The sequence below is a fragment of the Cronbergia sp. UHCC 0137 genome (genome assembly GCF_034932285.1).
Classification (GTDB): Bacteria; Cyanobacteriota; Cyanobacteriia; order Cyanobacteriales; family Nostocaceae; genus Cronbergia.
Map to the genome: position 1 here is coordinate 5,988 of NZ_JAYGHC010000042.1, position 23,972 is coordinate 29,959.

The 23,972-nt window shown below is 38.5% G+C and carries 35 protein-coding genes and 1 pseudogene; 6 read left to right on the forward strand and 30 right to left on the reverse strand.

Features of this window, described 5'->3' with window-relative positions; all coding sequences use genetic code 11:
• Nucleotides 1-263: 263 nt before the first annotated feature.
• A complete protein-coding gene (locus VB711_RS19190) occupies nt 264-1,676 on the forward strand; it encodes a cation:proton antiporter (protein WP_323287837.1) in 1,413 nt (470 codons plus the stop codon).
• Nucleotides 1,677-2,246: 570 nt separating this feature from the next.
• Here the strand turns inward: VB711_RS19190 and VB711_RS19195 are convergent.
• Entirely contained in the window at nt 2,247-2,585 is a 339-nt protein-coding gene (locus tag VB711_RS19195) for a type II toxin-antitoxin system PemK/MazF family toxin (RefSeq protein WP_323287838.1), read from the reverse strand.
• A complete protein-coding gene (locus VB711_RS19200; protein WP_323287839.1) occupies nt 2,575-2,817 on the reverse strand; it encodes a hypothetical protein in 243 nt (80 codons plus the stop codon). Before VB711_RS19200 ends, VB711_RS19195 begins: the two co-directional genes overlap by 11 nt.
• A gap of 156 nt (nt 2,818-2,973) precedes the next feature.
• On the opposite strand from VB711_RS19200, the gene VB711_RS19205 reads away from it, so the two are divergent.
• Nucleotides 2,974-3,171, forward strand: coding sequence for a DUF433 domain-containing protein (locus tag VB711_RS19205; RefSeq protein WP_323287840.1), 198 nt, complete (start codon nt 2,974-2,976; stop codon nt 3,169-3,171).
• Between the two features lie 10 nt (nt 3,172-3,181).
• On the opposite strand, the gene VB711_RS19210 is transcribed toward VB711_RS19205, so the two are convergent.
• Both VB711_RS19210 and VB711_RS19215 read right to left on the reverse strand, forming a co-directional pair.
• Nucleotides 3,182-3,586 carry a type II toxin-antitoxin system VapC family toxin gene (locus tag VB711_RS19210; protein WP_323287841.1) on the reverse strand — a complete coding sequence of 135 codons (405 nt, stop codon included), beginning with the start codon at nt 3,584-3,586 and terminating at the stop codon, nt 3,182-3,184.
• Nucleotides 3,574-3,831, reverse strand: a complete 258-nt coding sequence (locus tag VB711_RS19215; RefSeq protein WP_323287842.1) for an AbrB/MazE/SpoVT family DNA-binding domain-containing protein — start codon at nt 3,829-3,831, stop codon at nt 3,574-3,576. The genes VB711_RS19210 and VB711_RS19215 overlap by 13 nt, the downstream gene beginning before the upstream one ends.
• A 107-nt stretch (nt 3,832-3,938) precedes the next feature.
• On the opposite strand from VB711_RS19215, the gene VB711_RS19220 reads away from it, so the two are divergent.
• Nucleotides 3,939-4,061, forward strand: coding sequence for a DUF5615 family PIN-like protein (locus tag VB711_RS19220; RefSeq protein ID WP_323287843.1), 123 nt, complete (start codon nt 3,939-3,941; stop codon nt 4,059-4,061).
• A gap of 306 nt (nt 4,062-4,367) precedes the next feature.
• On the opposite strand, the gene VB711_RS19225 is transcribed toward VB711_RS19220, so the two are convergent.
• The 3 genes from VB711_RS19225 to VB711_RS19235 form a co-directional block, all read right to left on the reverse strand.
• Nucleotides 4,368-4,658, reverse strand: coding sequence for an addiction module antidote protein (locus VB711_RS19225; protein WP_323287845.1), 291 nt, complete (start codon nt 4,656-4,658; stop codon nt 4,368-4,370).
• 9 nt (nt 4,659-4,667) lie between these two features.
• The gene (locus tag VB711_RS19230; protein ID WP_323287846.1) at nt 4,668-4,958 is read right to left on the reverse strand and encodes a type II toxin-antitoxin system RelE/ParE family toxin; all 291 of its coding nucleotides are present in this window, start codon (nt 4,956-4,958) and stop codon (nt 4,668-4,670) included.
• Between the two features lie 112 nt (nt 4,959-5,070).
• Nucleotides 5,071-5,889 carry a hypothetical protein gene (locus VB711_RS19235; RefSeq protein ID WP_323287847.1) on the reverse strand — a complete coding sequence of 273 codons (819 nt, stop codon included), beginning with the start codon at nt 5,887-5,889 and terminating at the stop codon, nt 5,071-5,073.
• Nucleotides 5,890-6,426: 537 nt separating this feature from the next.
• On the opposite strand from VB711_RS19235, the gene VB711_RS19240 reads away from it, so the two are divergent.
• Entirely contained in the window at nt 6,427-7,983 is a 1,557-nt protein-coding gene (locus VB711_RS19240) for an AAA-like domain-containing protein (RefSeq protein WP_323287848.1), read from the forward strand.
• A gap of 20 nt (nt 7,984-8,003) precedes the next feature.
• Here the strand turns inward: VB711_RS19240 and VB711_RS19245 are convergent, their stop codons facing one another.
• From VB711_RS19245 to VB711_RS19300, 12 genes are all read right to left on the reverse strand, one after another.
• The gene (locus tag VB711_RS19245; protein ID WP_323287849.1) at nt 8,004-8,429 is read right to left on the reverse strand and encodes a hypothetical protein; all 426 of its coding nucleotides are present in this window, start codon (nt 8,427-8,429) and stop codon (nt 8,004-8,006) included.
• Between the two features lie 116 nt (nt 8,430-8,545).
• Nucleotides 8,546-9,862 (reverse strand): polysaccharide pyruvyl transferase family protein, encoded by a 1,317-nt coding sequence (locus VB711_RS19250; RefSeq protein WP_323287851.1) that lies wholly within the window; start codon nt 9,860-9,862, stop codon nt 8,546-8,548.
• A gap of 651 nt (nt 9,863-10,513) precedes the next feature.
• Nucleotides 10,514-11,104 carry an isochorismatase family protein gene (locus VB711_RS19255; RefSeq protein ID WP_323287852.1) on the reverse strand — a complete coding sequence of 197 codons (591 nt, stop codon included), beginning with the start codon at nt 11,102-11,104 and terminating at the stop codon, nt 10,514-10,516.
• A gap of 62 nt (nt 11,105-11,166) precedes the next feature.
• Nucleotides 11,167-11,622 carry a DMT family transporter gene (locus VB711_RS19260; protein ID WP_323287853.1) on the reverse strand — a complete coding sequence of 152 codons (456 nt, stop codon included), beginning with the start codon at nt 11,620-11,622 and terminating at the stop codon, nt 11,167-11,169.
• Nucleotides 11,623-11,723: 101 nt separating this feature from the next.
• Nucleotides 11,724-12,605 (reverse strand): AraC family transcriptional regulator, encoded by an 882-nt coding sequence (locus VB711_RS19265; protein WP_323287854.1) that lies wholly within the window; start codon nt 12,603-12,605, stop codon nt 11,724-11,726.
• Between the two features lie 187 nt (nt 12,606-12,792).
• Entirely contained in the window at nt 12,793-12,966 is a 174-nt protein-coding gene (locus tag VB711_RS19270) for a toxin-antitoxin system TumE family protein (RefSeq protein ID WP_323287855.1), read from the reverse strand.
• Nucleotides 12,945-13,172: a hypothetical protein gene (locus tag VB711_RS19275; RefSeq protein WP_323287888.1), complete on the reverse strand. Its 228-nt coding sequence runs from the start codon at nt 13,170-13,172 to the stop codon at nt 12,945-12,947. Before VB711_RS19275 ends, VB711_RS19270 begins: the two co-directional genes overlap by 22 nt.
• Complete coding sequence (locus tag VB711_RS19280) at nt 13,162-13,452, reverse strand: hypothetical protein (RefSeq protein WP_323287856.1); 291 nt, start codon at nt 13,450-13,452, stop codon at nt 13,162-13,164. The genes VB711_RS19275 and VB711_RS19280 overlap by 11 nt, the downstream gene beginning before the upstream one ends.
• A gap of 185 nt (nt 13,453-13,637) precedes the next feature.
• Nucleotides 13,638-13,964 (reverse strand): DUF5615 family PIN-like protein, encoded by a 327-nt coding sequence (locus VB711_RS19285; RefSeq protein WP_323287857.1) that lies wholly within the window; start codon nt 13,962-13,964, stop codon nt 13,638-13,640.
• A complete protein-coding gene (locus tag VB711_RS19290; RefSeq protein ID WP_323287858.1) occupies nt 13,948-14,172 on the reverse strand; it encodes a DUF433 domain-containing protein in 225 nt (74 codons plus the stop codon). The genes VB711_RS19285 and VB711_RS19290 overlap by 17 nt, the downstream gene beginning before the upstream one ends.
• 28 nt (nt 14,173-14,200) lie before the next feature.
• Nucleotides 14,201-14,512, reverse strand: a complete 312-nt coding sequence (locus VB711_RS19295; RefSeq protein WP_323287859.1) for a type II toxin-antitoxin system VapC family toxin — start codon at nt 14,510-14,512, stop codon at nt 14,201-14,203.
• Nucleotides 14,499-14,738, reverse strand: a complete 240-nt coding sequence (locus VB711_RS19300; RefSeq protein ID WP_168540046.1) for a hypothetical protein — start codon at nt 14,736-14,738, stop codon at nt 14,499-14,501. The genes VB711_RS19295 and VB711_RS19300 overlap by 14 nt, the downstream gene beginning before the upstream one ends.
• Before the next feature lie 251 nt (nt 14,739-14,989).
• On the opposite strand from VB711_RS19300, the gene VB711_RS19305 reads away from it, so the two are divergent.
• Together VB711_RS19305 and VB711_RS19310 are read left to right on the forward strand one after the other, a co-directional pair.
• The gene (locus tag VB711_RS19305; protein ID WP_323287862.1) at nt 14,990-15,298 is read left to right on the forward strand and encodes a type II toxin-antitoxin system HigB family toxin; all 309 of its coding nucleotides are present in this window, start codon (nt 14,990-14,992) and stop codon (nt 15,296-15,298) included.
• Nucleotides 15,273-15,656 (forward strand): transcriptional regulator, encoded by a 384-nt coding sequence (locus VB711_RS19310; RefSeq protein ID WP_323287863.1) that lies wholly within the window; start codon nt 15,273-15,275, stop codon nt 15,654-15,656. The genes VB711_RS19305 and VB711_RS19310 overlap by 26 nt, the downstream gene beginning before the upstream one ends.
• Nucleotides 15,657-15,867: 211 nt before the next feature.
• On the opposite strand, the gene VB711_RS19315 is transcribed toward VB711_RS19310, so the two are convergent.
• The 11 genes and pseudogenes from VB711_RS19315 to VB711_RS19365 form a co-directional block, all read right to left on the reverse strand.
• Nucleotides 15,868-16,215 (reverse strand): type II toxin-antitoxin system PemK/MazF family toxin, encoded by a 348-nt coding sequence (locus tag VB711_RS19315; protein WP_323287864.1) that lies wholly within the window; start codon nt 16,213-16,215, stop codon nt 15,868-15,870.
• Nucleotides 16,212-16,529, reverse strand: a complete 318-nt coding sequence (locus tag VB711_RS19320) for a hypothetical protein (protein WP_323287865.1) — start codon at nt 16,527-16,529, stop codon at nt 16,212-16,214. Before VB711_RS19320 ends, VB711_RS19315 begins: the two co-directional genes overlap by 4 nt.
• Before the next feature lie 495 nt (nt 16,530-17,024).
• Nucleotides 17,025-17,447, reverse strand: a complete 423-nt coding sequence (locus VB711_RS19325) for an aspartyl protease family protein (RefSeq protein ID WP_323287866.1) — start codon at nt 17,445-17,447, stop codon at nt 17,025-17,027.
• On the reverse strand, nt 17,440-17,658 hold the full coding sequence (locus VB711_RS19330) for a hypothetical protein (RefSeq protein WP_015213920.1): 219 nt from the start codon (nt 17,656-17,658) through the stop codon (nt 17,440-17,442). The genes VB711_RS19325 and VB711_RS19330 overlap by 8 nt, the downstream gene beginning before the upstream one ends.
• 58 nt (nt 17,659-17,716) lie before the next feature.
• Entirely contained in the window at nt 17,717-17,893 is a 177-nt protein-coding gene (locus tag VB711_RS19335) for a hypothetical protein (protein ID WP_323287868.1), read from the reverse strand.
• 68 nt (nt 17,894-17,961) lie between these two features.
• A complete protein-coding gene (locus tag VB711_RS19340) occupies nt 17,962-18,981 on the reverse strand; it encodes an adenine-specific methyltransferase EcoRI family protein (protein WP_323287869.1) in 1,020 nt (339 codons plus the stop codon).
• Between the two features lie 12 nt (nt 18,982-18,993).
• Nucleotides 18,994-19,830 carry an EcoRI family type II restriction endonuclease gene (locus VB711_RS19345; protein ID WP_323287870.1) on the reverse strand — a complete coding sequence of 279 codons (837 nt, stop codon included), beginning with the start codon at nt 19,828-19,830 and terminating at the stop codon, nt 18,994-18,996.
• A 353-nt stretch (nt 19,831-20,183) separates the two neighbouring features.
• Nucleotides 20,184-20,471: pseudogene (locus tag VB711_RS19350) on the reverse strand (site-specific integrase); the annotation flags it as partial.
• 11 nt (nt 20,472-20,482) lie between these two features.
• On the reverse strand, nt 20,483-21,217 hold the full coding sequence (locus VB711_RS19355) for an HNH endonuclease (protein WP_323287871.1): 735 nt from the start codon (nt 21,215-21,217) through the stop codon (nt 20,483-20,485).
• The gene (locus tag VB711_RS19360; protein WP_323287872.1) at nt 21,189-22,136 is read right to left on the reverse strand and encodes a DNA adenine methylase; all 948 of its coding nucleotides are present in this window, start codon (nt 22,134-22,136) and stop codon (nt 21,189-21,191) included. The genes VB711_RS19355 and VB711_RS19360 overlap by 29 nt, the downstream gene beginning before the upstream one ends.
• A 111-nt stretch (nt 22,137-22,247) precedes the next feature.
• Nucleotides 22,248-23,603 (reverse strand): site-specific integrase, encoded by a 1,356-nt coding sequence (locus tag VB711_RS19365; RefSeq protein WP_323287873.1) that lies wholly within the window; start codon nt 23,601-23,603, stop codon nt 22,248-22,250.
• Nucleotides 23,604-23,972: the final 369 nt, after the last annotated feature.

The following is a 23,972-nucleotide window of genomic DNA, read 5'->3' on the forward strand; positions in this document are numbered from 1 at the left end:
CAGTTTTAGCTTTATATGCCTAACGGCACGCTACGCTATCAGCAACCCCTAATTACACAACTCATTTTTCTGTTCCCTGTTCCCTCTCTCAACGAATCAATTTAATTTTGTCTGACTACTTATCGAGACGACAGAAATCCCACAGGCCGAGGTCATGACATCGGCTTTTGAGTAACTGTATTTTGTGTTCGCGGTACTTTGCCCCTGGGCAGAAGTCAGTTTTATCACTCCCTCAAACCTTTAAACTTCATCACTTTAAACTCATGATTTTGTCCAATATTTTGCCTCCTTTCAGTGGGGAGATGGCCACTCTTATCGCTCCAATACCATTCTTGTCCACCGTTGTTGCGGAGGATTCACCCATTATTCTGTCTGGCGTATTGCTAACGCTGGTGGTGATTTATCTCGCCAGTAAGTTCGGCGCGGAGGTCGCTCGGCAATTGGATTTTCCGCCTGTCTTGGGGGAACTGGTGGCTGGTGTGATTGTCGGCGTTTCGGCGTTGCACCTGGTGATCTTTCCTGAAGGTGGCTTGTCTGCTGCCGACTCAGTGATTATGAGGGCGTTGCAAGGCTTGAATCAGCTTGCGCCAGAAGCACTGAACCGGATCTTTGAGTCACAAAGTGAAGTGATTTCTGTTCTTGCGGAAATCGGTGTGATTATTCTGCTGTTTGAAATTGGTCTAGAGTCCGATCTGCGGCAACTCAAGGAAGTGGGCATTCAAGCCACAGTTGTTGCCTGTGTTGGGGTGGCAGCACCTTTTGCGGCAGGTACGGCAGGATTGATGTTGGTGTTTCATGTGGCGGCAATTCCAGCGATTTTTGCGGGTGCGGCTTTGACGGCAACCAGTATTGGTATTACGTCTAAAGTTTTATCGGAGTTAGGTCAACTCAAATCCAAAGAAGGTCAAATCATTGTCGGCGCGGCGGTGATTGATGATGTCCTGGGGATTATTGTCTTGGCGGTGGTGGCAAGTTTAGCTAAAACTGGTGAAATTGATGTTGCTAATGTTATTTATTTAATTGTCAGCGCGACAGCATTTTTAATTGGTTCGATTTTGTTGGGTGGTGTCTTTAACAAGGGTTTTGTGGCGATCGTTGAGCGGCTCAAAACTCGCGGGAATATTGTGATTCCGGCATTCATCTTTGCTTTCTTTATGGCATTTTTAGGTAACGCCATTCATCTCGAAGCGATTTTGGGTGCATTTGCGGCGGGTTTGGTACTCGATGAAACCGATGCCCGAAATGAGTTGGATGAATTGATCAAACCGATCGCTGATTTGCTTGTCCCGATTTTCTTTGTTACTGTGGGTGCGCGGGCTGATTTGGGCGTATTAAACCCAGCCGTTCCAGAGAATCGCGCCGGACTGTTGATTGCGGTCTTTTTGGTACTGGTGGCGATCGTTGGTAAACTGATCACCGGCTGGGCAGTATTTGGAATACCCGGAATCAATCGTCTAGCGATCGGCGTAGGGATGATCCCTCGTGGTGAAGTGGGGTTAGTGTTTGCTGGTATTGGCTCTGCAAGCGGCATTCTGGATAAGCCGTTGGAAGTATCCATTATTATCATGGTCATTCTGACAACTTTTCTGGCGCCACCTTTTTTACGGGTTGCTTTTAGTTCATCTGCTGCTCCTATCTCAGAAACTACCACGCCTGTAAAATCAGCAAGTGAATAACGGTTTATCAGGTGCGTTACATTCTATTAACGCACTCTACAGGATCGGCAATTAGATAGTTCAAGATGGAGTCTTGGTTTTAAAAACTAAGACTTCTTTTGATTTTTGAAACGCCAGCCATGAGATGATAGCTATTTGATTGATAGCGTCTCGTAGCGCGCGCTCCGTAGGAATCGCTTTTCTCAAAGATGTTTAACGGTGAAGTTATTGAGATTCTATTAACGCACTCTATAGGATTAGCGATCGCGCTATTTAGGGCGTTTGGGGTTAGGTTGTGGTGACGGACAATCAACGTCGGATTACTGTGATTCGGGCTTGAGTATTATATTTTTTTCTCACGCAGAGGAGGACACTTGCTTGGGCGGGTTCCCCGACTTGTGCAAAGTGTCCGTCGCGCAGAGTCGCAGAGAGGAGAATGCAAAGAAGGACTTTTGTAGATTGCTTTTCTCAAAATTGAGATTCCATTAACGCACCCTATAGGATTGGCGAACTGACAAAAGCCCTTCTCCTTTAGGAGACGCTACGCGAACGGGCATCCAAGAAACCGCGCTTACGCGATCGCTAGTTTCATTAAGAGCATAGAATACGACACAAAATATCTGCAATTGAGGCTTGAGTCTCTGATGTGAAATATCCTAATTCACGCCGAATTAGGGATTGACGGAGGGTTACTAGGTGATCGAGACGTAGGGTTGATGCTTGCCTAAGTCCACTATTAAGGAAGTCTGGATGTTCCGGTTGGAGAATAATATCTGTGTTGAGAGGTGCTTCAGGAATGCGACTGGTGATGAGTGCAAAAATGATGTGCTGATAAATGCCGATCACATCTGTTAAACAGTAGGCAGGACGGACTTTACTGGAAGATAGGTTATCGAAAGGAAATTGAATCAGAACAAGCTTACCTTTCATAGTTTACGGGTTGCCCATCTTCGAGAGTATAAATGTCCTCTTCTGTATCGTTGAGGAAAGCAAAGCTAGGGTTGGTTGAGATTGCATCTAACCAGGTTTGTTCGTTGAGATCATCCTCCTCTGGCATTAGCAGGATAATACGCACCCGACTGGCTTTGTCTTGGGGAAGGGGACGATCTAACTGAATTTGTCCTTGTTTATTTAAGATACCTGTGGTTTCAATCGCACGCATGGTTTCAGGTGGAAAACATCATTTGGTTCGATTTTAACACTTTCTTCGGTGCAACCAGAAGGTAAACTCAAAGATGTTGAACGGTGAAATTATTAAGTTTTTAGCACAAATACATGGTATCATTAGATAATTTGGTAAGAATGCGATCGCCACATAATGAATTACAGAAACTATATCACAATCGAACCCAATAAACGTGGTGGTAAGCCTTGTGTACGTGGGTTGCGAATCACAGTTTATGAGGTGCTTGAATATCTAGCTTCCGAGATGACTGAAGCAGAAATTCTTGATGATTTTCCCGACTTAACGCGAGAAGATTTAAAGGCTTGTATTGCTTATGCGGCTGATAGCTAAAAATCCTAATTTACAAATCAGGCTTTTTTACTGTTGAATTAGATAAACCTTGAGACTTTTTAATAAACTTTTCATCAAAAGTATAAAACTCTAAGCAATGATTACTAGAAGTTAAATGAAAAGCGTCTGCAAAATCAATACCATTTTCATGCCATTCAATAACTTGTAAAATTAGCTTTTCATTAGTTAAATAAACATTAGGTAAACCAAAAACTTTTCTAAAAGCGTTACAAATTTCCAAAGGTTTAAACTTGTAAGCAAACCTTAAAACCCATTCAGTTTCTAAGATGACAGTATCAGCGATAAAAATATTTTTATTTTTGAATAATGCTAAACTTTGTTGATACTGTAGTTCATCATCTTTGGTAATAAACCTAACGATGATATTAGTATCAATAGCAATCATTGATTCCATAATTCTTCTATTCCTTTTGCTACTGCTTGTTCCATTTCTTCAATTGTTTTGGCTTTTCCTTGATAATTTAAACAACCAGCGGCATCTTCTAATTTTGTTTCTGGAAAGGTTTTTTTAGGTTTTAATAAAATTCCATAACCTAAATTAATTATTATTAATTCCTGTCCATCTTGCCAATGATACTGATCTCTTAAAACTTGGGGAATAGTAATTTGACCTTGAGTTGATAGTTTAGTAATTTCCATTGCAATAATTTTCCACTATTTATGGTAATCTAATTTTAACATAAATAATGGTGCGTTACTTATGCGGCTGACCGTGAACGTCGGTTGATGATTTCGACTTTATCAGCATGAAATTACTGTTTGATGAAAACTTATCCCCTAAATTATCCAGCCGTTTGAGCGATCTTTTTCCAGGCTCGCTTCATGTTCGGGATATAGGTATGAAAGCAACAATAGACCCGATAGTTTGAAATTATGCAAAAGATAATGATTTGATGATCGTCTCGAAAGATGCTGATATGCACGATCTAAGTCATAAGGTGCGTTACATTTCATTAACACACCCTACAAGATCGGCGATCGCTTCTCTAAGAGAGGCTGCGCCAACGCTCGCCCCCAACTCTCAACCAAAATATCACAATATTGTCCGCTCCAATGATTAGACTTCTTGCAAAAGTCGTGATTTTCAAATTCTTCTTTGCGCCTCTGCGCCTCTGCGTGAGCTTTTCAAGAATATTCTTGACGACACCAAAGTATTTATGCAAGAGGTCTATTTGTTATGCAATCGGTACAACTTGGAGACGTAACCCAAGTGATTGTAAAACCTTAATAACTGTGGCAAACTCTGGATTGCCTTCGATTGACAAAGCTTTATAGAGACTTTCACGCCCCAACCCTGTTTCACGGGCAATATGTGTCATCCCTTTAGATCGAGCAATATCACCTAATGCTGCTACCACTAAGCTTGGATCGCCATCTTCAAGGGCAGCTTCAAGGTATGCAGCTATATCTTCTTTTGTTTCCAGATGTTCCGCCGCATCCCAAGGATAGGTTTGGATAGTAGCCATGAAAACCTCCTATAAGTCTTGCGCTAAATTTAGTGCTGTTTTGATGTCCCATTCTTGAGTCCCTTTATCTCCTCCTGCTAAGAGAATGATTAAGGTCTCACCTCGTTGTACGAAATACACCCGATAGCCTGGACCATAATCAATCCGCAGTTCCGAGATGCCTTGCCCTACAGGTTTAACATCGCCTGGATTGCCCATAGACAAGCGACGAACACGAATATCTATACGTGCTTTTGCTTGGCGATCGCGCAAAGCCTTAAACCACTGCGAATAGATTTCAGTCTCCCGAATTTCAATCATATTCTAATGTTAGCGTCAGCGTAACGCACGAATTTTGAACATTAGATAAAGTGCGTTACATTTCATTAATGCACCCTACAAGATCAGCGATCGCACTAAGATGATTAGCAGTTCATTCACCAAAAATAGAAAGTTCATCTGCAAATTCATAAAGACACATTGATGTTGGCAAATATCTAACTAGACGAGGGAAAATGTCCCTCTGAATTAATACCTCATTACTTTGATTACTGAAAATTTCAGCTATGTTATCAATTAATGAAATAACTTGCTCTCCTGATAGTTGTGTTGGATGGTTTTCACTTTGCCAACGCTCTTCTTCTGAAAAGGCTCTACCCTCGACTGGATCACTGCACCACACTGGCACTCGCGTAGTAGGGCTTTGAAAAGCAAGATGGTGTTGCTCGTTTGTAAGCCAACCACTAGGCGCAGTCCTAACATCAACAAATCGTAGCAATTTAAGGTTTGGTTCATTCCAAAGCTCATCTTGATTAAATATCATTGGACAGGCATAGTAAACTGATGATCCTCTTATCTTGGTTAAGCGGCAGAGTGTTTCATGTTGGGAAATATGAGACGTTTTATTTGGTTTAAGAGATAAGGCTGACCGATAGTACGGTGTTGAAAAGCCTGAAGGAAGATTACTACTTCTACGTGTAATTTTTTCAACAGTTTTGAATTGAAGGAATTCACCAAAATAAAACTTGGATAATTTAGTTTTGCTTGTTGAAACGGCAGAACTAAGTTGTTTGAATAACTCTTGTTCAGGCAGATCAGATTTTATCCAACCTTGATCAAAACCTACCCACGCCTCTTTCTGTGTCGATGGCTTGAGAAGTCTGAGAAATTTTGCACCAAACTTCTTTTCATAGTTTTTGATAATAGCTCTATGGAAATGCATCTCAAGCAAGCTTTCTGGCAACCAATCCATCTCGTGTAATTACCTTTATTAAGACTATTCTCTAGCGTTCAGATTCCCCATTCTAGGCTTCTCACCAACAGGTAGCCTTCAGAACTATTCCCCAAAAATCCTGCAACTACTTAGCTGTAACTCGGATTAGTAACTTGGATGAACTCTCCTGACCAATAACTCAGCGGGCTAACTAGTTATTATACAGAAATTTTCTATACAACTATATAGTAAACATTACAGGTGAATCTTGTCAAGTTATACAGAATTTTTCCGTATAACATCCTATGGAACAACGTCCTACGTTACCTAGTGTGTTAATTCTGAATCCCTTATCCCATAAGGCTTCATGCACAAAATGTGTCCCATATTTTTATGATAAAGTGCCTGAAATATATGCTTTTGATGTAAACTACGGTAACATCAATAATTTCCGAGGAAATCGCTCCAAAACACACAAAATTAACATACTAGGCGTTACCTAATTTTTCCCTATATGCCTCGCCCCAACCCCAAAATCATCTAAACTTAAAGAGTTCACCAACTGCCAAAATCATCATGACTCGCTGGTTTAATATTGCAGGTCCTTGTCAAGACGATATCCACTATATGCTCTCTCCAACAATACGATTACCAGATTTGGAGGAGCTAATTCAACAACGTAGTTATTTTGTCCTTCACGCACCACGACAAACAGGGAAAACCACCGCAATGTTATCCCTAGCACAGCAACTTACCGCCACAGGAAATTATGCAGCAGTGATGGTATCAGTAGAAGTAGGAAGTGCATTTAATCATGACCCTGGTGCGGCAGAATTAGCGATTTTGGGAACTTGGTATGATACAATTTCTATCCGTTTACCCAAAGAATTACAACCACCTGTGAAGCAATGGCAACAGGAAGAACCAGGAAATAGAATTAAGGCTTTTTTACAAGGTTGGGCAAAATCTTTAACCCGTCCTTTAGTATTATTGATAGATGAAATTGATTCTTTGCAAGACCAAACATTAATTTCAATTTTACGACAGTTAAGAGATGGTTTTCCCAATCGTCCCGAAAATTTTCCTTCCTCCGTGGGATTAATTGGTTTACGAGATGTACGAGATTATAAAGTAGCATCCGGTGGTAGTGATAGATTAAATACATCCAGTCCTTTTAATATTAAAGTTAGTTCCATTACTCTGAGAAATTTTAATGCTGAGGAAGTTGTAGAACTCTATCAACAACATACACAAGCAACAGGACAAATTTTTACACCAGAAGCTACAGAAACAGCTTTTAATTTAACCCAAGGACAACCTTGGTTAGTGAATGCTTTAGCTAAGGAAGTTGTGGAAAAAATGCTTAAAGATAGAAATATTGCTATTAATAAAGAACACATTTTACAAGCAAAAGAAATATTAATCGCTCGTCAAGATACTCATTTGGATAGTTTAGCCGAACGACTACGAGAACCAAGAATAAAAGCAATTATCGAACCGATGTTAGCAGGTTTAGAATTAGGGGATATACCTAATGATGATATTCAATTTGTGATTGATTTGGGGTTATGTAAAATGCACCCCCAAGGTGGATTAACTATTGCTAATCCCATTTATCGGGAAGTGTTACCCAGAGTATTAACAGTTACTCCAATGGCTTCTCTACCAATGATTGCACCGACTTGGTTAACCCCGGAAGGTGAATTAAATATAGATGGGTTACTTGCAGCATTTCTCAAGTTTTGGCGACAACATGGAGAACCGTTATTAGGTAGCACTGGCTATCATGAAATCGCTCCCCACATAGTATTAATGGCTTTTTTACATCGTGTGGTTAATGGTGGTGGAATTTTGGAAAGGGAATATGCAATTGGTAGCGACAGAATGGATCTATGTCTGCGTTACAAGGATGTCACGTTAGGGATTGAGTTAAAGGTATGGCGTGAGAAAAAGCGTGATCCCCAAACTGATGGGATTGAGCAATTAGAATCTTATTTAGGGCGTTTGGGGTTGAATTTTGGTTGGTTATTTGTGTTTGATAGGCGTAAAAATGCTCTCCCAATGGAAGAAAGGTTATCAACTGAGGTTGTGGTTACGGAAAATCAACGTCGGATTACTGTGATTCGGGCGTGAGTATTTTGAATGATTATTTCTCAAATATCTTTAACAGACCCGTTTTGGCTTACTTGCTCACTTTTAACGATTAAGAATGTTGCCATAGATTCCGGTATAAGAGCAAAAATTGCTGTAAGTTTTAATGACCAAACTTCAGACGGGTTAAATAGTCCAGCAATGCCGCTCAAATGGGCAGAAAGAATATCCCCACAATCAATCAAAATACAAGCGAAAAGAAGACTTCTAATCGTATTCCTATCTGAAAAAGCCACAAGTACCGCTAGAACAATATCTCTAATCGCCCATACCCGCACAATATAAGGCATTTGGATGTTAGTATTTGCGGGAATATTAAGTTGCTCCATAAGCCACAGTGGGTCAATATACCCAACAATACTTAGGCTGAAACGCACGAAGCACATGACTCCTATAAACAATGCTATGTACCAAACTTGGCTCTTCATAACTTCTAAAAAGGTATTTTTCGGTTGAAATATATTTTACGGAACATTGGTTGCTTATGTCTAGGCAAATGCTAGGTTAATAGTTGGGAATGAACTGACTTGAGCATTAACAATGACTATCTATCTGCCCTATTTTTATTTTTCTGAACAATTTCATATAATCGCTTATAAGCAGTCTTCCCTAACTCTATTTGTTTTTGTGCCGCTTCTAATAATTGTGGTCTTATAACTTCGGCGGCTTCCCATAATTGATGAATACTGGATGCTAGTTTTTGAGCAAATTTTTCATCGTCTAACAAAATTACATCACAGCCAACGCCAAACTGATCTGCCAGTCCTTGAAATTTATCAATATAATATTGAGATTTTACCAAACTCACAACAGGAATACCTTGAGCAAGAGCAAAAACCCCAGCATGATAACTGCCTGTAATAACAATACGACAATGGCTCACTTGTTCAATGACTTTAAGTGGTGTATCAAGGTTATTCCCTTGATTCAGAACATTATCAAAACCTGCTATAATTTGTTGAATTGTTGTGATGTCTGATTCCGCATTAGGATCTATGTGATAACGCAAAATAGGTACGGGAACTAACGGTGAATCTTTCTTTTTTGCAATATCATGTAAGGTCGAACGAACTATTCCAAGGGATTCTTTACCAATATTTGAATAATTAGCAACACGAAGATTTATGCCAATACCATTTCCTAATTTTGGATTACGGGCATTGTATGCTAACTCAATGGCATCATCCCCTGTCGTTATGATACGGTTAGGTGAAACACCCATTAAATCGAGCAGTGGTAAACTGGCTTTTTTTTCCCTAATAGAAATTAAGCTTAAAGAGGGTAAAACAGATTTTGCCTTTCGATAAAATCTTGGATTTTGTATTGGACCTATACCATGGCCAAGAATTGCTGTTGATTTACCAAGTTTGGTGGCAAAAGCTAGGGTATTTAGCACTTCGTGAGACCATTCTCCCCATAAATCAGTGATATATCCACCACCAGATGCGACGATTAAATCTGAAGTTGAAATTGCTTCTACAAATGCTTTAATTTCCCTGAGTTCTTGTTGATTTTCTCGTAATTTGAATTTAAGTAAAGTATTAGCTAAAAATGGAAAATAATAACAAAATTTATCTTCTATTTCTAACAGAAAAATATGTTTTTTATCGGATAATTTTTTAATATCTTTTTGGTATTTATCGTTAGGACTAATCAGTGGCGAAAACCATAGTTGACGACCATTTGGTGATAAGGGAAATGTTTTGGGGCATAGCTGAGAAAGCTTCTCTGGTACATTGGTAAGAATCTCAATTACCGCATCAGGCCAAAGGCTTTGTAATCTTGATACTGTTACCTGTAACATAGCTACGTCACCCACATTGCCGAAGTCATAACTACCAGTTTCCACAAAAATTTTCATAAAAACATTTTAGGTGTATGTCTAGATGATAGCAAGAAAAATTTTGAATATTGTACAAGCATAATATAAATCTTAGGATTGGAACTGCGTTCAAGTCAGTAATAAGATGCGTTACATTCCATTAACGCACCCTACAAGATTAGCGAACTGCTTGCAGCAGTGCTGAGTGCAAGACACACGCTTGTCGTTTTGCTACAGTTCAGAGAATACAGTTAACAAGTTAAGGTTTTTGCCAAATGAGTGAATAGTGCCAGAACAAATGCCTTCGGAGATAGAAACCAGGAACAACAGCGTTTGCAACTGATTTAATCTGCTTAAAGGACAACTGAGTAGGGCAAAGTGCTGTTTCTTGGATGCCCGGAGGGCTTTTGTCAGTTCGCTTATATTCTAACACTCCTAAATAAAGTAGAAATATTGCGATCGCGTTCGCGGAGCGTCTCGAAGACAAGCGCGACCTAGGAATCGCTTTTCCCAAAAATATTGGCGTTGCTGAATTGGCGTATGATTTTTAGGGTAGAGACGTTCCATGGAACGTCTCTACAAGAGTCTGAAATGTATGCAAAATCATTTTCATCCCTAAAATCAGCAACGCCAAAAATTGGAACTGTGTTCAAGTTAGTAATAAGGCGTGTTAATGGAATCTCTCACTAATCAGGCAGAGATTGAGGGTAGTACGTGCTGAAATAGTACTTGAATGAGTTGACTGCCTGCGGCTGTACTCCAATCCTGCCCTAATTCAGCAATTACTGAATCAGTAGCGGTCAAAATCGCACCAGCATTTTCCATTCGCCGCCAGGAAACATCTTCTGCTAGCTTAGAGGGTGATCCAGAAGCATCCATAACAGCTTGCACTTGGTAGCCTGCTGCGATCGCACTGAGGACTGGGTACACCAAACACACACTTGTTGTTACACCCGCCATAATCAGATTCTTTTTTCCTGTAGCGTCAACCGCGGCACTAAAATTAGGGTCGTTCCAAGCGTTCACAATACCTGCTCGCTGAACTCGTGCGCTGTAAGCTTCAGGTAGGATTTCTTTAAACTCGCTCAAAAGTAAACCTTGGATGTTCGTTTCCTGGCTACTGGTAAGAACAACAGGCAAGCCGAGGATTTTAGCAGTTTTAGCCAAGGCGATGGCATTTTGCTTTACCACGTCGTGAGGAATGTTTTTGATCAACTGCATTGTCCCAACTTGGTGATCAATCAAGAGCAGTGCAGAATCTTGTGGAGTAAAAATTGTCATTGTGTCAATTTCCCAGTGAGTATTGTGAGTATGCTTGTGGCTGATGATGATTTATCTTCTTACTAACGTTTAACGTAAGCAACTAACGAAACACCTAATATCACTAGAACAACGCCAGTAATTCGAGTGGGATTGGCCTCAAATCGAGTTAGTCCGATCGCGCCATAATGATCTAGAAACAATGCGGCGATCATCTGACCAGCGATCGTCAGCCCCAGAGCAAAGGCAGCACCAATCTTGGGGGTTGCGAAAATAGTTGACCAGACATAAAACGTGCCTAAACAACCACCTACCCACATCCACCAAGAAGTTTGTCCCAGAGCCGCAACCGTCGGCAGTGGATACTGAGCAATTAAGCAGACAACTAGCGATGCGAGAGCACCAGCTAGATAGGAAATAAACGTCACCTGCATCGGTTCTCCAACATGGCGACGCAACAGGGTATTGAGTGCCACTTGAACCGGAAGAACAGCCCCTCCTGCGAGTGCAGCTAAAAGAAAAATAGTGCGTCCGTTCATAGAGTAGTCGTTCCGTCACAGAGACATCGTTACTCTATAGCCTTTGGATTCTTTTAGTCTTTTAAAAATGTTCTAATTTTTGTCAATTCTTTTGATCGAATTCATCTCGATTGCTGGACATAGACTTTAGGCGTTGTGCCCGTTTGCCGTTTGAACACCTTGGTCAAATGGCTTTGATTCGAGAAGCCGCACTCGATTGCAATGTCAGAAATAGATAACTTTTGCGATCGCAGGTATTGTTTTGCTTTTTCAATCCGCTGCTGGTTAACATACTGATGCGGTGTAATTCCCATTGACTGCTTGAACTGAGTGGCAAAATAGCAGCGGCTCATGCCAATTTGGAATGCCATAGTGTCTAGACTCAAATCACTGCTCAGATAGGCTTGGACATACTCTAGAACTACACTGAGTTGATAAGGCGTAAGTCCATTGCCTACATACTTCTGAAATCTGGGTGTGGTAGTACAGTATCGACGCAGCAAATGAATCCCAAAGAGAGAACTGATTGATTCTAGATACGCTTTCTCTCCGAAATTACGCTCGTCAATCTCAGTCAAAAAGAGCTGTACGAGATTCTCAAGTTTACAATCGCGCGTTTTCAACACAGGCAAAAGCTCAATATTCCCAAAACTAATGCACTCTGCATCGCGAGCAACTTTACTTAGAAACTCCGGTTCAATCACAATATGAAGTGTTTTGTCGATAGAATGCCAGCGTGTAAATCCAAAGCGACCAGCAGGATACAGATAAAAATCGCCAGGCTTCATCACGCCGTCGTATTCTCCGCACTCATCAAAATGTGTCACTTGACGTTCGTTTGTAGACAGAAAGTAGGTTAGCATATGATGACTCAGCCCCTGCGGCGCATCTAATGCACCTGGAATGTCATGGCGATAGTGAATGGTTAATCCTTTGTCAATGCAGATAGAGTAATGGGCGATCGTCGGCTTAACTGAAAAGAGGCTGAGTGGATTGATAGACATTGCTGTAATTTCGTGAAGAGAATTGTTGGGAGAAAATATGAGATTTCACTACATATTTACCACTACCAAAAACGGCTACGATATCCGCACCGTTCAAGTACAGGGTTGGCGATCGCACTTCATAGTAGTTAACGAAGCACAAGAATATGGAAATTGAGCGATTCCTATGTCGCGCTTCACTATCGCACTATCCTAATATTTTTTTAACCTCATTGAGTACCTCATTTAAAAAAGGAGCATCTGATTTAATCACATTATCCTCACTTCCATCATGTTTATGATGAGGAAAAGTAGGGAGATTTGATTTTCGATGATGTTCAGTATTGTCATAACGAAAAATTAGTTTATTTTCTGAATCCATATATTAATAACTATACATTTTTCTATGGAGATTTCAACATAGACAAATTCTCGTAAATGCAGCAAAGAATTATCTTGAAAATCAATTTTTCCTCTGATCAAGCCTTCATATATTCCTCTTTTTTCACTTTCAATCTTGAATATTTTGACAATTTCTGAAGATTCAATTAAAAGCTGAATCTGCTGAAAATAATCTTCAATTAACAAAATCAATCTCATCTATAGACTCTTTCATTTCTTGTAAATGTGTCAACATTCGAGATTCGCCAATCCATTCATCAAAATCAAAATTATGGGATAATTCATCATTATTAAAACGGTTTATAAATTCCTTTGTTGATAATTGATACTTGGTTTCCAATTCTATAATTCGTTCTTCTGTTCTTTTTATTCCTGCCATTACACTTTGTAATCTTTCTGATAAAGCACTTTCAATAATTCGTCTGAGGGAATCTGGATCTTTTGATCTTAGTTTGAGTTCAGCCATTATTTTTTCTCTTCTGATACCGTGCAGTCTAAAAGATGTTCTTGGGGTGAGTAGTTGTTATTTCTTTTTTTATTTTATCACTTGATAATCAAGATAGTAGCTATAAGATCGATCGCTCACCCATGATATCGCAATTAATCACAGTTAAGGAAGCACAAAAAAATGGATATTGAGCGATTTCGCTATCACGAAACACCAACTTCAATCACTGATCCCGGTACAATTGTATTTAAAACGTTACGAGCATCTGGCAACAAAGGAAGTAAATCAGCAAGTTTATTACTCTGCGCTACAAGAACAACAACTGCCACTCCAACTTGCTCTAAGTTTTGCTGATAGCGTAAATTTTGATCTGTAGTGAGCAAAATGGTGAAACCCTCTTGAATCATGAGTTGTAGCAATTCACCATTCTTTTTTCCTGACCATCCCATCTCCACAACTGTTTTGATGTCATATTCCGCAAGTTGACGCTTTAAGGGACGTGGAGCGCATTCATCAAGCAGGATTCGCATAAGCTGTTAGCATTTCCTTGGCTAATTCAAGAGCCGCGATCGCTTGTTTATGTGTGACACTAGGGAAGTGGTCTAGAAATACTTCTAATGAATCACCAGCTTCAAGGTAGTCAAGCAAGGTTTTTATTGGTACACGAGTTCCCACAAAAACGGGTGTTCCCCCTAGAATATCAGGGTCGCTATGAATAATAGATGATGTTAATGGCATAACAAATTCAGTTAAATAACTGTGAGTCCTAAATTATAATTATATCTGTATTTTCAAGCGGTAAATCTTTATATTTTTGCATCAGTTCTTCAATACGCTGGCAATGATGTTGTTTGAGATCAAATATTTGTAGCTTTCCTGTAGAAATTTTATTAATAAAGATTTTTGGAGCATCCACTTCTACTCTTTTTTGTAATAGATAGCAAGTTTCTGTGACGACGCACCAGGTTGTAATAAATTGCTGATTAGCTAAATCTTGAAATCGTTTTTTGGCGGCTATATGAACTGCATCTTTTTTATTGGCAAGAGCTAACCAAAAGCCTGTATCAACTATGATCATATTTTTGATTAAGTTCACGGTCTAAGTAGTTTTTATAGTTTTTAGAGAGGTCTGTTTCAGCTTCTATGCAACCGATAAAGTCTGACCAGTCTTGCAAGGAATTTTCTGAAGATTCGTGTTGATTCAAAAGGTAGCGTTTTTTCAGGACTTCTACAAGTTCTACTATGATTTGTTGTGCATCGGGAGGAAGAGACGCAATATCTTGTTGAATTGTATCTAAGTTCATAATCTAATCTTGCTGTTTCCCTGATTATAGTTTAGCGAGAAATGTTCTTACCAAACCAATGAGATAAGGTGCATTACATTTGATTAACGCACCCTATAGGATTGGCGAACTGACAAAAGCCCTCCGGGCATCCAAGAAACAGCGCTTGCGCTATCGCACTACAATTATAAGCAATTATGTAAAGTCTTGTTGCGACATTCAATATTTGTGGAATCAGCTATTATAAAATATAAAATTTGATTTTTAAACCCATGCGAGTAATTAGTCGGAGGAGTTTACGAGAATTTTGGGAAAAACACTCAACAGCTAAAAATAGCTTATTATTATGGTATGATAGAATAACTAAATGTTGCATTGAGAACTTTGCTCAATTACGTCAACTATTTCCTTCTGCTGATTTAGTTGCTAACTTTACCGTTTTTAATATTAGTGGTAATAATTATCGGTTAATTACTTACATTGACTATCAGGCACAAATCATTTTTATTCGTGATGTTTTAATCCATGCAGACTATGATAAGGAGAATTGGAAAAATGATGACTGGTTTAACAATCCCTAGCCCTTATTACCTCAGTTTAATTACAGAATTTGCACCTCGTCCTATTACAAATGATCTTGAATTAAATATCACTCAACAAAGAATTAATACAATATTAGATCAAAAAAATCTGAGCCAAGAGGATCGAGATTATATAAATGTATTAGGAATGTTAGTTTATGACTATGAAGAGAAAAATGAACAATTCCCTAAATTAACTGATGGAGAATTATTACAAACATTAATGGAAGACTATAATTTGGAAATACGAGATTTTTTAGGAATTTTTGAGCAAGAACAAACAATATTAGACATATTAGACGGAAAACGTCAACTCAATTCTCAAGAAACCTTCAAATTGCGATCGCTGATATTGTAAAGTGGAAATATTGCGAACTGCTTGCAGCAGCGCTTCTCTACGAGACGCTACCGCACTTAAACCAAAACTAGCGAACTGACAAGTCAGCGCTTACGCTATCGCTTACCTATGAGATCGCAGTTAATCATAGTTAAGGAAGCACAAGATAATAGATATTGGATGTTTAACAGCCCCGTTAGACCGTACCTCACAGACTGCTGTTGAAACGAGGCTAAAGTCCTAAACAATAGCGAACTACGGTTTCTATGTCCTGCATTTTAGCATCTGAGAGTTTGCCAGAAGGCTGGCTAGGAAAACGCTTTAAATCCAGTGAACGAATTTGAAAGCAAAGAAATACTGTCTCTATTGATAATCCAGTTTCTTCAGGTAAACACCTCACATTTGTTGGGTAGTTTTTGGTGATATTTGTTCCTTTTGTACCAACAACTACTGTAACAACTAATGGTAATTGATTGATAGCATCTACAGAAAGCACTAAAACAGGACGCTCTCCTGCTTGTTCTCTACCTTGAACTGGATTAAGATTGACGAAGTAAATTTCAGATCGCTGAACGCTCATAACCTTTCTATTCCATCCAGTTCAGAGATTTCAAACTCAGCATTAATTAGACCTATCTCTCTTTGGATCTCTGGATCATTTGCCATATCAGTTAAGCTTGTCTCAATCAAAGTCCGCATTTTTAATGTATCAATTAATTTAGGGTCGTTTAGGCTTATTGGTTGGAATATCTCCTGATCACCGTCTACCTGATCAATCAACTCAGGCAATAAGACAATAACCTTAACACGACTACCGTAAGGAAATGTTAATGCTTGGTCTAAATTAATCTGCCCATTTGTGTTTACTGTCCCTACTAACTCAACAGCTTTCATAAAGCCTCCTTTGTTTTTTACATTAGTTAATCAAGTAATCAAGTCCCCATATTTCTATTTAAGTTAAATTTCCTCCTGGTCGATCAAGAAAATGGATTTTGAGCGATTCCTGCGGAGAGCTTCTCTACGAGACGCTACTGCGAACGCTATCGCACTAACCCAATATCAGCGATCGCAGCACAAGACAATGGATTTTGAGCGAACTGACAAGTCAGCGCTTGCGCTATCGCACTAACTCAATATTAGCGATCGCAGTTAATCCCAGTTAAGAAAGCACAAGAAACTGGAAATTGAGCGATCGCATTTCCCCAATATTAGCAATCGCAATTAATCCAGTTAAAGAAGTACAAGAAATTGGAAATTGAGCGATCGCATTTCCCCAATATTAGCGACAGCGTTCGCAGTAGCGTCTCGTAGAGAAGCGCTCCGTAGGAATCGCAATGCACGACCTAGTAATCGCTTTTCTTAAAGATATCTAACAGTGAATCTCCAGTTTTAGTCAACCCGCTTGGGGCGAATTTCAAACTCAGAACGCGCACGGAAGAAGCAGACATCAAACTCAAAAAAGAAATTAGCCTGTCCCAAGATCAAAGGCACATTGGTTGCTTGTGTCCAGGCAAATGCCAGGTTAATAGTTGGGAATGAACTGACTTGAGCATCAACAACGACTGCGCGGGCTTCAAATTGAGCCAAATTTCCTGCTAATATAACCGAGAGTGTCTCATTCTCCCAGATAAAACCTAGTTGCTTTCCTATTTCGTAGGGCAAAACATTCACACTTGCGCCTGTGTCCAATAAGCCTTCAACCTTCAAGGAATGACCGTTATAACCGAGGGTCAAAGGCAGATGGGCCATTCTATCAACCATACCAAGGCTGCTGTCAATAATCTTGTAGGGAAATCTTTGAACGTCAACCATTTTTTTCTTGTTGCTTTGTAGCCAGAAGATTCATCAAAATATTGGCAGCCTCAGAGCAATTGTAAGGCGACCAGACTGGATACTCTTGATTTGCAACAAAGAAGTTTGCATCTTCTTCTTTTACCAGTTCTGTGGCGAGAAACTGCATCAGCCGAAGCTTATCAATTTTGGGCAGTGTCTGGATTTGTGACATGAGTTCAACCAATGGCATTTGAGAATCTCCTCGTCTGAGGGTTGGTGAAAGGATGGAGTCGCCCTCTCATTTTAACCTAGCGATGCCTTTGGCGATCGCAAAGCACTCCGTAGGAATCGCAGTTAATCGAAGTTAAGAAACCACAAGATAATGGCAATTGAGCGATCGCACTTAAACCACAACTAGCGATCGCAGCACAAGACAATGGATTTTGAGCGAACTGACAAGTCAGCGCTTGCGCTATCGCACTCAAACCACAACTAGCGATCGCAGTTAATCGTAGTTAAGGAAGCGCAAGACAATGGATTTTGAGCGATCGCATTAATCCAATATTAGCGATCGCACTCTATTGTTAGATAATTCAGTCAATATTCGTTTATTTTTGATTAGAATCCTAAAATATGGACATTTTCCATTTATTGACAAATCTTTTTCATCATTCCCTTTTCTGAATTTAATTATTTCAAACTGATCGGGATTGAATTTATGTAGAAATGTTATAGGTACACCCATAAATCCTTTGTAGTCTAATGGTATGTCTTGTGTTTTATTAACATTAATACCATCATAGTTGTCATAATGGGGGTATTCAATTTCGTTTCCAAAATATCTCTTTGTGAGAGTAATATATTCGTGTCGTTTAAAAGTGTCTAAATTAGTTAACCATAGACAATTGTTTGGAGAAACTATTCTATTTCCAGAGCTATCAATCCTAGTCTCTGTGCCATAGAGTTCATAGTATTCTGGGACAATAAAACCTGAAATACCTCTACCAAGGTTTATTCCTAACCACGCCTTGTTTTCCTTAATTAACTTAAATATTTCTTTATAGGTGATAGCATTAATATTGCCAATTATTAAGAATTTTTTATCGTATTTAATTAATTGAGCCACATACTCCCTAAATAATGAAAATGGAGGATTAGTAACAACAATATCGGATTGCTTTAATAGTTCGATACTTTCAGCACTACGAAAATCGCCATCACCTTTAAAATGAACGATGTCAGTTGAACTTGGTTTAATTCTTTCTCCCTCTACACCTGTATATTCAAAGAAAAAACCATTTTCAACTTCTTCGGTATTAAACAAATCCCTTTCTTGTTTTCTATAACAAGCAGTTATTAATTTTTTAATACCCAATTCTGCGAAATTTGATGCGAAGTAATTAAAAAAATTGCTAATCCGAGCATCATCGCAATTACAAAAAACTACTTTATTTTTAAAATGACTTTTATAATGTTTTAACTCATTTTCTATATCTGAAAGCTGTGTATAAAACTCGTCATTTTTGTTTTGTTTTGCTTTTTTCAACAAAGAGTGCTGTACTTTTCTTGCCATTATCAACCCGTATTATTCGTTATTGGTAATTTGGTTAAATATTTCACTACCTAATGCCTTAAGAGAGGACTTAGACACTTCAATCATAATATCAAACATTTTTTTTGCATCCCATTTTTCTCCATTTCCTTGTGTATAAATTGAAGCTGCTTGAAGCATAATTGTTTTATCATGATGCTTAATAAATTTATTTTTACACAAATTAGTGTTAATTGGCATTCCATAATTTGCAGAGGTCAATCTATCTAATCTATTTAGCATCCCTGAATTATAATCAAGAATTACCACCCTTCCATCAGGTCTTTTAATTGAAATAGTTTCAGTTAGAAAATTTGACCCTTCCAGAAATAAGATGTACGGAAAATGGGATTCAGATAGCATAAAATTAGCAATTTCTGATATGTTTTTATGAGATCTTTCTATTGCGTTACCAGCAGCCATCAAGTCTTGATTATTATCTTTACCAACTAGTTTTCCTTTTTGGATATTTTCAATGTCTTGCCCTTGATGTTTAGCTTCCGTTACAAGCACAACCCTCCAATTACCGTTATCGTCTTTTACTTCAATTATTCCACCATCAGGTATAATACTTGAATTTGGCACAAAAAGTGTTTGCCCTAATTCTGAATCAAGTCTCTGTAACGCTTCGTTTATTTCTTCTTTCCTTATGCTTGTTTTGTATTTAAAAGATAATTGAGGAAATTCCTTTTCAAGCTGTTTAATTACAAGGCGTGAAATTTGTCCAACTGCTATATCGTGAGACTTTGCTTCATGTCCAAATATACCAACTACACCTTGAGACTCTTTATGTTGATTCGTTAATCTTTTTGATTGATTTTTTTTAGACATATTGTTTCCTTACTATTACCTCATTTTTACTTAAAACTTTCGGTACTTTGTTCTCTTTGTGTATAACTATGTATTATACAGAAATTTTCTGTATAATACTTTTGAATACAGGTATATAGTAAACATTACAGGCGATTCTTGTCAAGTTATACAGAATTTTTCTGTATAATATCCCTTGGTATTATGCAGAAATTTTCCGTATAATACACCCGTGAAGTGGGATTATATAGAATTTTTCCGTATAATACCCCTGTTTAAAGTGTTATGCAGAATTTCTCCGTATAATGTCCTATGGAACAACGTCCTAAAAAACTGCGTTACCTGAAAGCCTTGCAGAAGAACTTAAAATTCATTTACAAAGGATTTTTAATAACTGAGAATTTAAACCTTTCCATCTCTAACTTCAATCTTTCATTCTCCATCCTTAACGCCAAAATTTCATTCTTCTGCAATTCAATTAACGACTTTTGACTAATTACCTCACCAAAGGCTTTTTTCCGGTTTTCAATCCCAAACCATCTTTGATAGGTTTTTGTATGTTCATCAACAGTATGACCTAAATTATCTGCTGCGGCTTTAATCGGTATTCCCTGAAGATGCGCTCGAATCGCACAACCATGCCGTAAATCATAAGGTTGAAATTAGAATCCAGTCAGCCGTCATCATTACGTTTAATCTCGCGCTCAATAATCTCTTTAATCAACTCAGGCAATTCTTTTTTTAACCTGACAGACATCTCTTTGAGTCTTTCATAAATCTTAATTTCATCGCCTTCCCAGAGCATATCTATTCTTCTAACCTGCCGCATCCCTATATGCTCATAGTTTTCTGGATACGCCCAGTAACAGGATAGGCAAATTGACTTATCCTTAATACTGTTCCAGTTTTCGCAATGTTCACAAGACCAGGATTTAGCCCGGTTAGCAGAACCAGAAAGCAGCATAAAATTTTCCGGGGCTATATCCGGCTCACCATCAACTTCAAAAGGAACACGATGATCAATTTGCAACTCGCGTTCATCAACTTCCTCAAGATAAATAAAACACTTACATCCGTATCGGCTAATCAGTGCCTCTTTAATTTGCTTGGATAAACCTGTTCTCCCAGAAAGACGAGAAAATCTTGCTTTATTAATATCTCCAAACCGATATGCAGCTATTTTTCTGCCGTCGCTTCCAGTAACACGAAAAGTCTCTAACGGGATACCATTTTCTCTGACATCTCTAGCTGCTCTTGGAGGATGGTTATAACCATAGGTTTCCTTCAACTCCTCAGTCGTAATAAATCCGCGTTGCAAGATATGATCAATCACCGCCTTCGGTCTCTTTGCTGTTACAGAGCGGCAAAGTTCCAAAAATTCATCTGGTAGCTGTTGCAAATTCTCCATGCTTTTCCAAGAGGGTTAACTGCTTTGGTTTCTTGCCAATATAGCTGAAGTTACTGTTTTGAGTAGCTATTAATTTTCTGGCTAAACTTGGCGATAAATACAATGACTCAATCGTAGTTTCTTCTTTACCAAGTAATGTAGATTGTGAAGATCTGCCAACTTCGATTTCGATCCTTTCAAGATTTAAACTCTGAGGAAGAACCCTGCCAAAAACCTTATCGCCCAACTTACCATCGTAGCTGACAGCAAATACAACTTCTTTCCGATTTAACTGTTCAAGAGCTAATACAAAATCGTTGAAATCTATTCCAGACAGATATCTTGAATCTCTATTTCCGCATACACCTTGATATGGAGGGTCCATGTAGATGAAATCACCATCCTGAATTTGCTCTAATACTTCTCGATAATCCAAACTTGTAAACTTGCATTTGCTTTTGAGTAGACTAGACACACCTGCTATGTTTTTTCTCATCGTCTCAGGTCTTGTTCCTTTGCGTCTTTTGTCTGGGCTTTGATTAAAAAGCCCTTGAGAATTGTAACGAACTGAACCTTTAACACATCTTGCTAATAAATAAAGTAACAATTTTGGATCATTAGTCTCATTAAATCTTGACCTAACCTCAAAATAATGGCCTACGGAATCAGTATGTTGTTCATTCCACAGTTCTAGGTAGAAATCTGCTATATCGTTCGGTTTCTCTATCGCTAGTTCTAATAACTCAATTAGAGGTTTATTCAAATCATTTAGCCAGAATCTACGGGTAATCTGATTTGCAGACGTAGCCACACTAATCGCAGCAGTTCCAGCAAACGGCTCTACCAACCTGCTGATTCCTTTGGGAAGAAACTGGAGGATGTGCTTTGCCAAATTTCTTTTACTACCTTGATACTGAATGAAATGGGGTAGATTTGCCATCGTTACATAAAAACAAATGATCTGAGAACAGTTTATCAGATTTATACCCACATTTTTAACCTTGATGATAAACCTGTTCCCACTACTCTACATTTTTATTTTCCAAAAATTTCAACTTTTCAACTTTTCAACTTCCAACTTCAATCTTTCATTCTCCATCCTTAACGCCAAAATTTCATTCTTCTGTAACTCAATTAACGACCTTTGATTAATTACCTCACCAAAGGCTTTTTTCCGGTTTTCAATCCCAAACCATCTTTGATAAGTCTTTGTATGTTCATCAACAGTATGACCTAAATTATCTGCTGCTGCTTTAATCGGTATTCCCTGAAGATGCGATCGAATTGCACAAGCATGGCGTAAATCATAAGGTTGAAACTCAATTCCCACTTTTCTAAACCATCTGGATATATCTCTTCGCATCCAATTAATATTTTGTACAGATGCAATTTTGTCAACCTTTCTTGCTAAAATATTTAATGGCTTGGGATTTTTTAAATCAAATAATTCTATCCATTCAGGTACAAAAGGAATAACTTCTCTATATCCAGTTTTGGTATTTTTATTCACTTTCCAAGTATGGTCTATATTTTGGGCAGACATCCACCAATTAATATCCGGTTGTACAAATAATTCCCTTGGTCTTAATCCATAAGTTGCCAACATTCCATATACCCAACGCCACATTTGCCAGGTGTCTATTTCATCACTAATATTGGTATTCTTGCGGTTGAGGGCGAATTTTTCAAAAAGGTCAAAAGCAGACATTATTTTATCATCTTCAGGTATTTCTCGATAGGCAGGAGTGACATGATCCCGTTTAACATCGAGTTGAAATCCTAAATTAAAGGTTTTAATCAAAACAGAACTTACCGCAATTAGTTCATTTTTTTTATTACCCTGAAATGAATTAATAACTTCCTCAAAATTTTCTTTTGTGGCTAAATCGGTCAGAGTCAAATTTCTTTTAATTACAGATATATAGTTAGCAAAAGTATTTTCACTGGTAATAGTTTTCTGACGGGTTTGATAATATTTTTCATCAAATTTATCTAATAATTCTCCAATTGTTTTGATCTCTTGCTTCTCTCTCGATTTAATTCCTAAATACTTCTCATTCCAGTCGAAAGTATGACGAGCAATTAATTTACCTAATTCGTAACTTTCTTCAATAGCAGTTTTCAATCCTTCCAAATTTGCAGGTATTCCTAGAGATAAATCATACTGCTTTTTCGTCTTACTTAAATTTCTATCCCCTGGTTTTAACGGTAGGGTAGCTCGTAACTGGAGAGAATTGCCAGTTTGTTTAATACTAACTCTAATTCTATCCCTTTTTAAATTAGTATTAGCTTCGACTAACTTCTGCTCAAAAACTGCTTGATACTGTAATTCCGTCGCTTTTATCTTTGCCATTGTTCCTCTATAGCTGCCATCTGTGGTGTTCTGCGGCTCAAAATCTGCAAACATATCTGCGAACAGGCGAACAAGGCGGTTATAAACCGCGTCTACACAAACAAAGTCCACCTTCGTGGACTAAGAAAAACTGGCGTTGCTGAATTGAGGTATGAAATTCCTAAATTGAACCTTTAAAAATCTTACCTTTGCGTCTTTGCGCCTTTGCGTGAGACTAAAATTCATACCCTTAATCAGCAACGCCGAAAAACTATTTGTTTCCAACCCACGTTCGCGTAGCGTGCCAAAGGCATAGGTGGGTTTTGCCTGTGTAGCCGCGACTTCTAGTCGCCTTGTGTATATACCGTAGATATGTAGATGGGGGGATATGTCTGCGATATTACATTTTGCTAATTGCAATTACCCTGATTCTGCTCGCTTATT

Bases quoted from the DNA above. Each gene is read 5' to 3' on its own strand.
- VB711_RS19330 (WP_015213920.1), bottom strand. From the start codon at position 17,658: ATGCCATTGGTTGAACTCATGTCACAAATCCAGACACTGCCCAAAATT.
- VB711_RS19195 (WP_323287838.1), bottom strand. From the start codon at position 2,585: ATGAAAGGTAAGCTTGTTCTGATTCAATTTCCTTTCGATAACCTATCT.
- VB711_RS19260 (WP_323287853.1), bottom strand. From the start codon at position 11,622: ATGAACGGACGCACTATTTTTCTTTTAGCTGCACTCGCAGGAGGGGCT.
- VB711_RS19245 (WP_323287849.1), bottom strand. From the start codon at position 8,429: ATGAAGAGCCAAGTTTGGTACATAGCATTGTTTATAGGAGTCATGTGC.
- VB711_RS19205 (WP_323287840.1), top strand. From the start codon at position 2,974: ATGAATTACAGAAACTATATCACAATCGAACCCAATAAACGTGGTGGT.
- VB711_RS19235 (WP_323287847.1), bottom strand. From the start codon at position 5,889: ATGGATTGGTTGCCAGAAAGCTTGCTTGAGATGCATTTCCATAGAGCT.
- VB711_RS19310 (WP_323287863.1), top strand. From the start codon at position 15,273: ATGATGACTGGTTTAACAATCCCTAGCCCTTATTACCTCAGTTTAATT.
- VB711_RS19340 (WP_323287869.1), bottom strand. From the start codon at position 18,981: ATGGCAAGAAAAGTACAGCACTCTTTGTTGAAAAAAGCAAAACAAAAC.
- VB711_RS19320 (WP_323287865.1), bottom strand. From the start codon at position 16,529: ATGAAAGCTGTTGAGTTAGTAGGGACAGTAAACACAAATGGGCAGATT.
- VB711_RS19250 (WP_323287851.1), bottom strand. From the start codon at position 9,862: ATGAAAATTTTTGTGGAAACTGGTAGTTATGACTTCGGCAATGTGGGT.
- VB711_RS19290 (WP_323287858.1), bottom strand. From the start codon at position 14,172: ATGCCATTAACATCATCTATTATTCATAGCGACCCTGATATTCTAGGG.
- VB711_RS19365 (WP_323287873.1), bottom strand. From the start codon at position 23,603: ATGTTTGCAGATTTTGAGCCGCAGAACACCACAGATGGCAGCTATAGA.
- VB711_RS19315 (WP_323287864.1), bottom strand. From the start codon at position 16,215: ATGAGCGTTCAGCGATCTGAAATTTACTTCGTCAATCTTAATCCAGTT.
- VB711_RS19210 (WP_323287841.1), bottom strand. From the start codon at position 3,586: ATGGAATCAATGATTGCTATTGATACTAATATCATCGTTAGGTTTATT.
- VB711_RS19285 (WP_323287857.1), bottom strand. From the start codon at position 13,964: ATGCGAATCCTGCTTGATGAATGCGCTCCACGTCCCTTAAAGCGTCAA.
- VB711_RS19305 (WP_323287862.1), top strand. From the start codon at position 14,990: ATGCGAGTAATTAGTCGGAGGAGTTTACGAGAATTTTGGGAAAAACAC.
- VB711_RS19190 (WP_323287837.1), top strand. From the start codon at position 264: ATGATTTTGTCCAATATTTTGCCTCCTTTCAGTGGGGAGATGGCCACT.
- VB711_RS19355 (WP_323287871.1), bottom strand. From the start codon at position 21,217: ATGGAGAATTTGCAACAGCTACCAGATGAATTTTTGGAACTTTGCCGC.
- VB711_RS19325 (WP_323287866.1), bottom strand. From the start codon at position 17,447: ATGGTTGACGTTCAAAGATTTCCCTACAAGATTATTGACAGCAGCCTT.
- VB711_RS19300 (WP_168540046.1), bottom strand. From the start codon at position 14,738: ATGAACTTAGATACAATTCAACAAGATATTGCGTCTCTTCCTCCCGAT.
- VB711_RS19225 (WP_323287845.1), bottom strand. From the start codon at position 4,658: ATGGCTACTATCCAAACCTATCCTTGGGATGCGGCGGAACATCTGGAA.
- VB711_RS19240 (WP_323287848.1), top strand. From the start codon at position 6,427: ATGACTCGCTGGTTTAATATTGCAGGTCCTTGTCAAGACGATATCCAC.
- VB711_RS19265 (WP_323287854.1), bottom strand. From the start codon at position 12,605: ATGTCTATCAATCCACTCAGCCTCTTTTCAGTTAAGCCGACGATCGCC.
- VB711_RS19295 (WP_323287859.1), bottom strand. From the start codon at position 14,512: ATGATCATAGTTGATACAGGCTTTTGGTTAGCTCTTGCCAATAAAAAA.
- VB711_RS19360 (WP_323287872.1), bottom strand. From the start codon at position 22,136: ATGGCAAATCTACCCCATTTCATTCAGTATCAAGGTAGTAAAAGAAAT.
- VB711_RS19220 (WP_323287843.1), top strand. From the start codon at position 3,939: ATGAAATTACTGTTTGATGAAAACTTATCCCCTAAATTATCCAGCCGT.
- VB711_RS19345 (WP_323287870.1), bottom strand. From the start codon at position 19,830: ATGTCTAAAAAAAATCAATCAAAAAGATTAACGAATCAACATAAAGAG.
- VB711_RS19270 (WP_323287855.1), bottom strand. From the start codon at position 12,966: ATGGATTCAGAAAATAAACTAATTTTTCGTTATGACAATACTGAACAT.
- VB711_RS19230 (WP_323287846.1), bottom strand. From the start codon at position 4,958: ATGATTGAAATTCGGGAGACTGAAATCTATTCGCAGTGGTTTAAGGCT.
- VB711_RS19200 (WP_323287839.1), bottom strand. From the start codon at position 2,817: ATGCGTGCGATTGAAACCACAGGTATCTTAAATAAACAAGGACAAATT.
- VB711_RS19280 (WP_323287856.1), bottom strand. From the start codon at position 13,452: ATGGCTGAACTCAAACTAAGATCAAAAGATCCAGATTCCCTCAGACGA.
- VB711_RS19215 (WP_323287842.1), bottom strand. From the start codon at position 3,831: ATGGAAATTACTAAACTATCAACTCAAGGTCAAATTACTATTCCCCAA.
- VB711_RS19255 (WP_323287852.1), bottom strand. From the start codon at position 11,104: ATGACAATTTTTACTCCACAAGATTCTGCACTGCTCTTGATTGATCAC.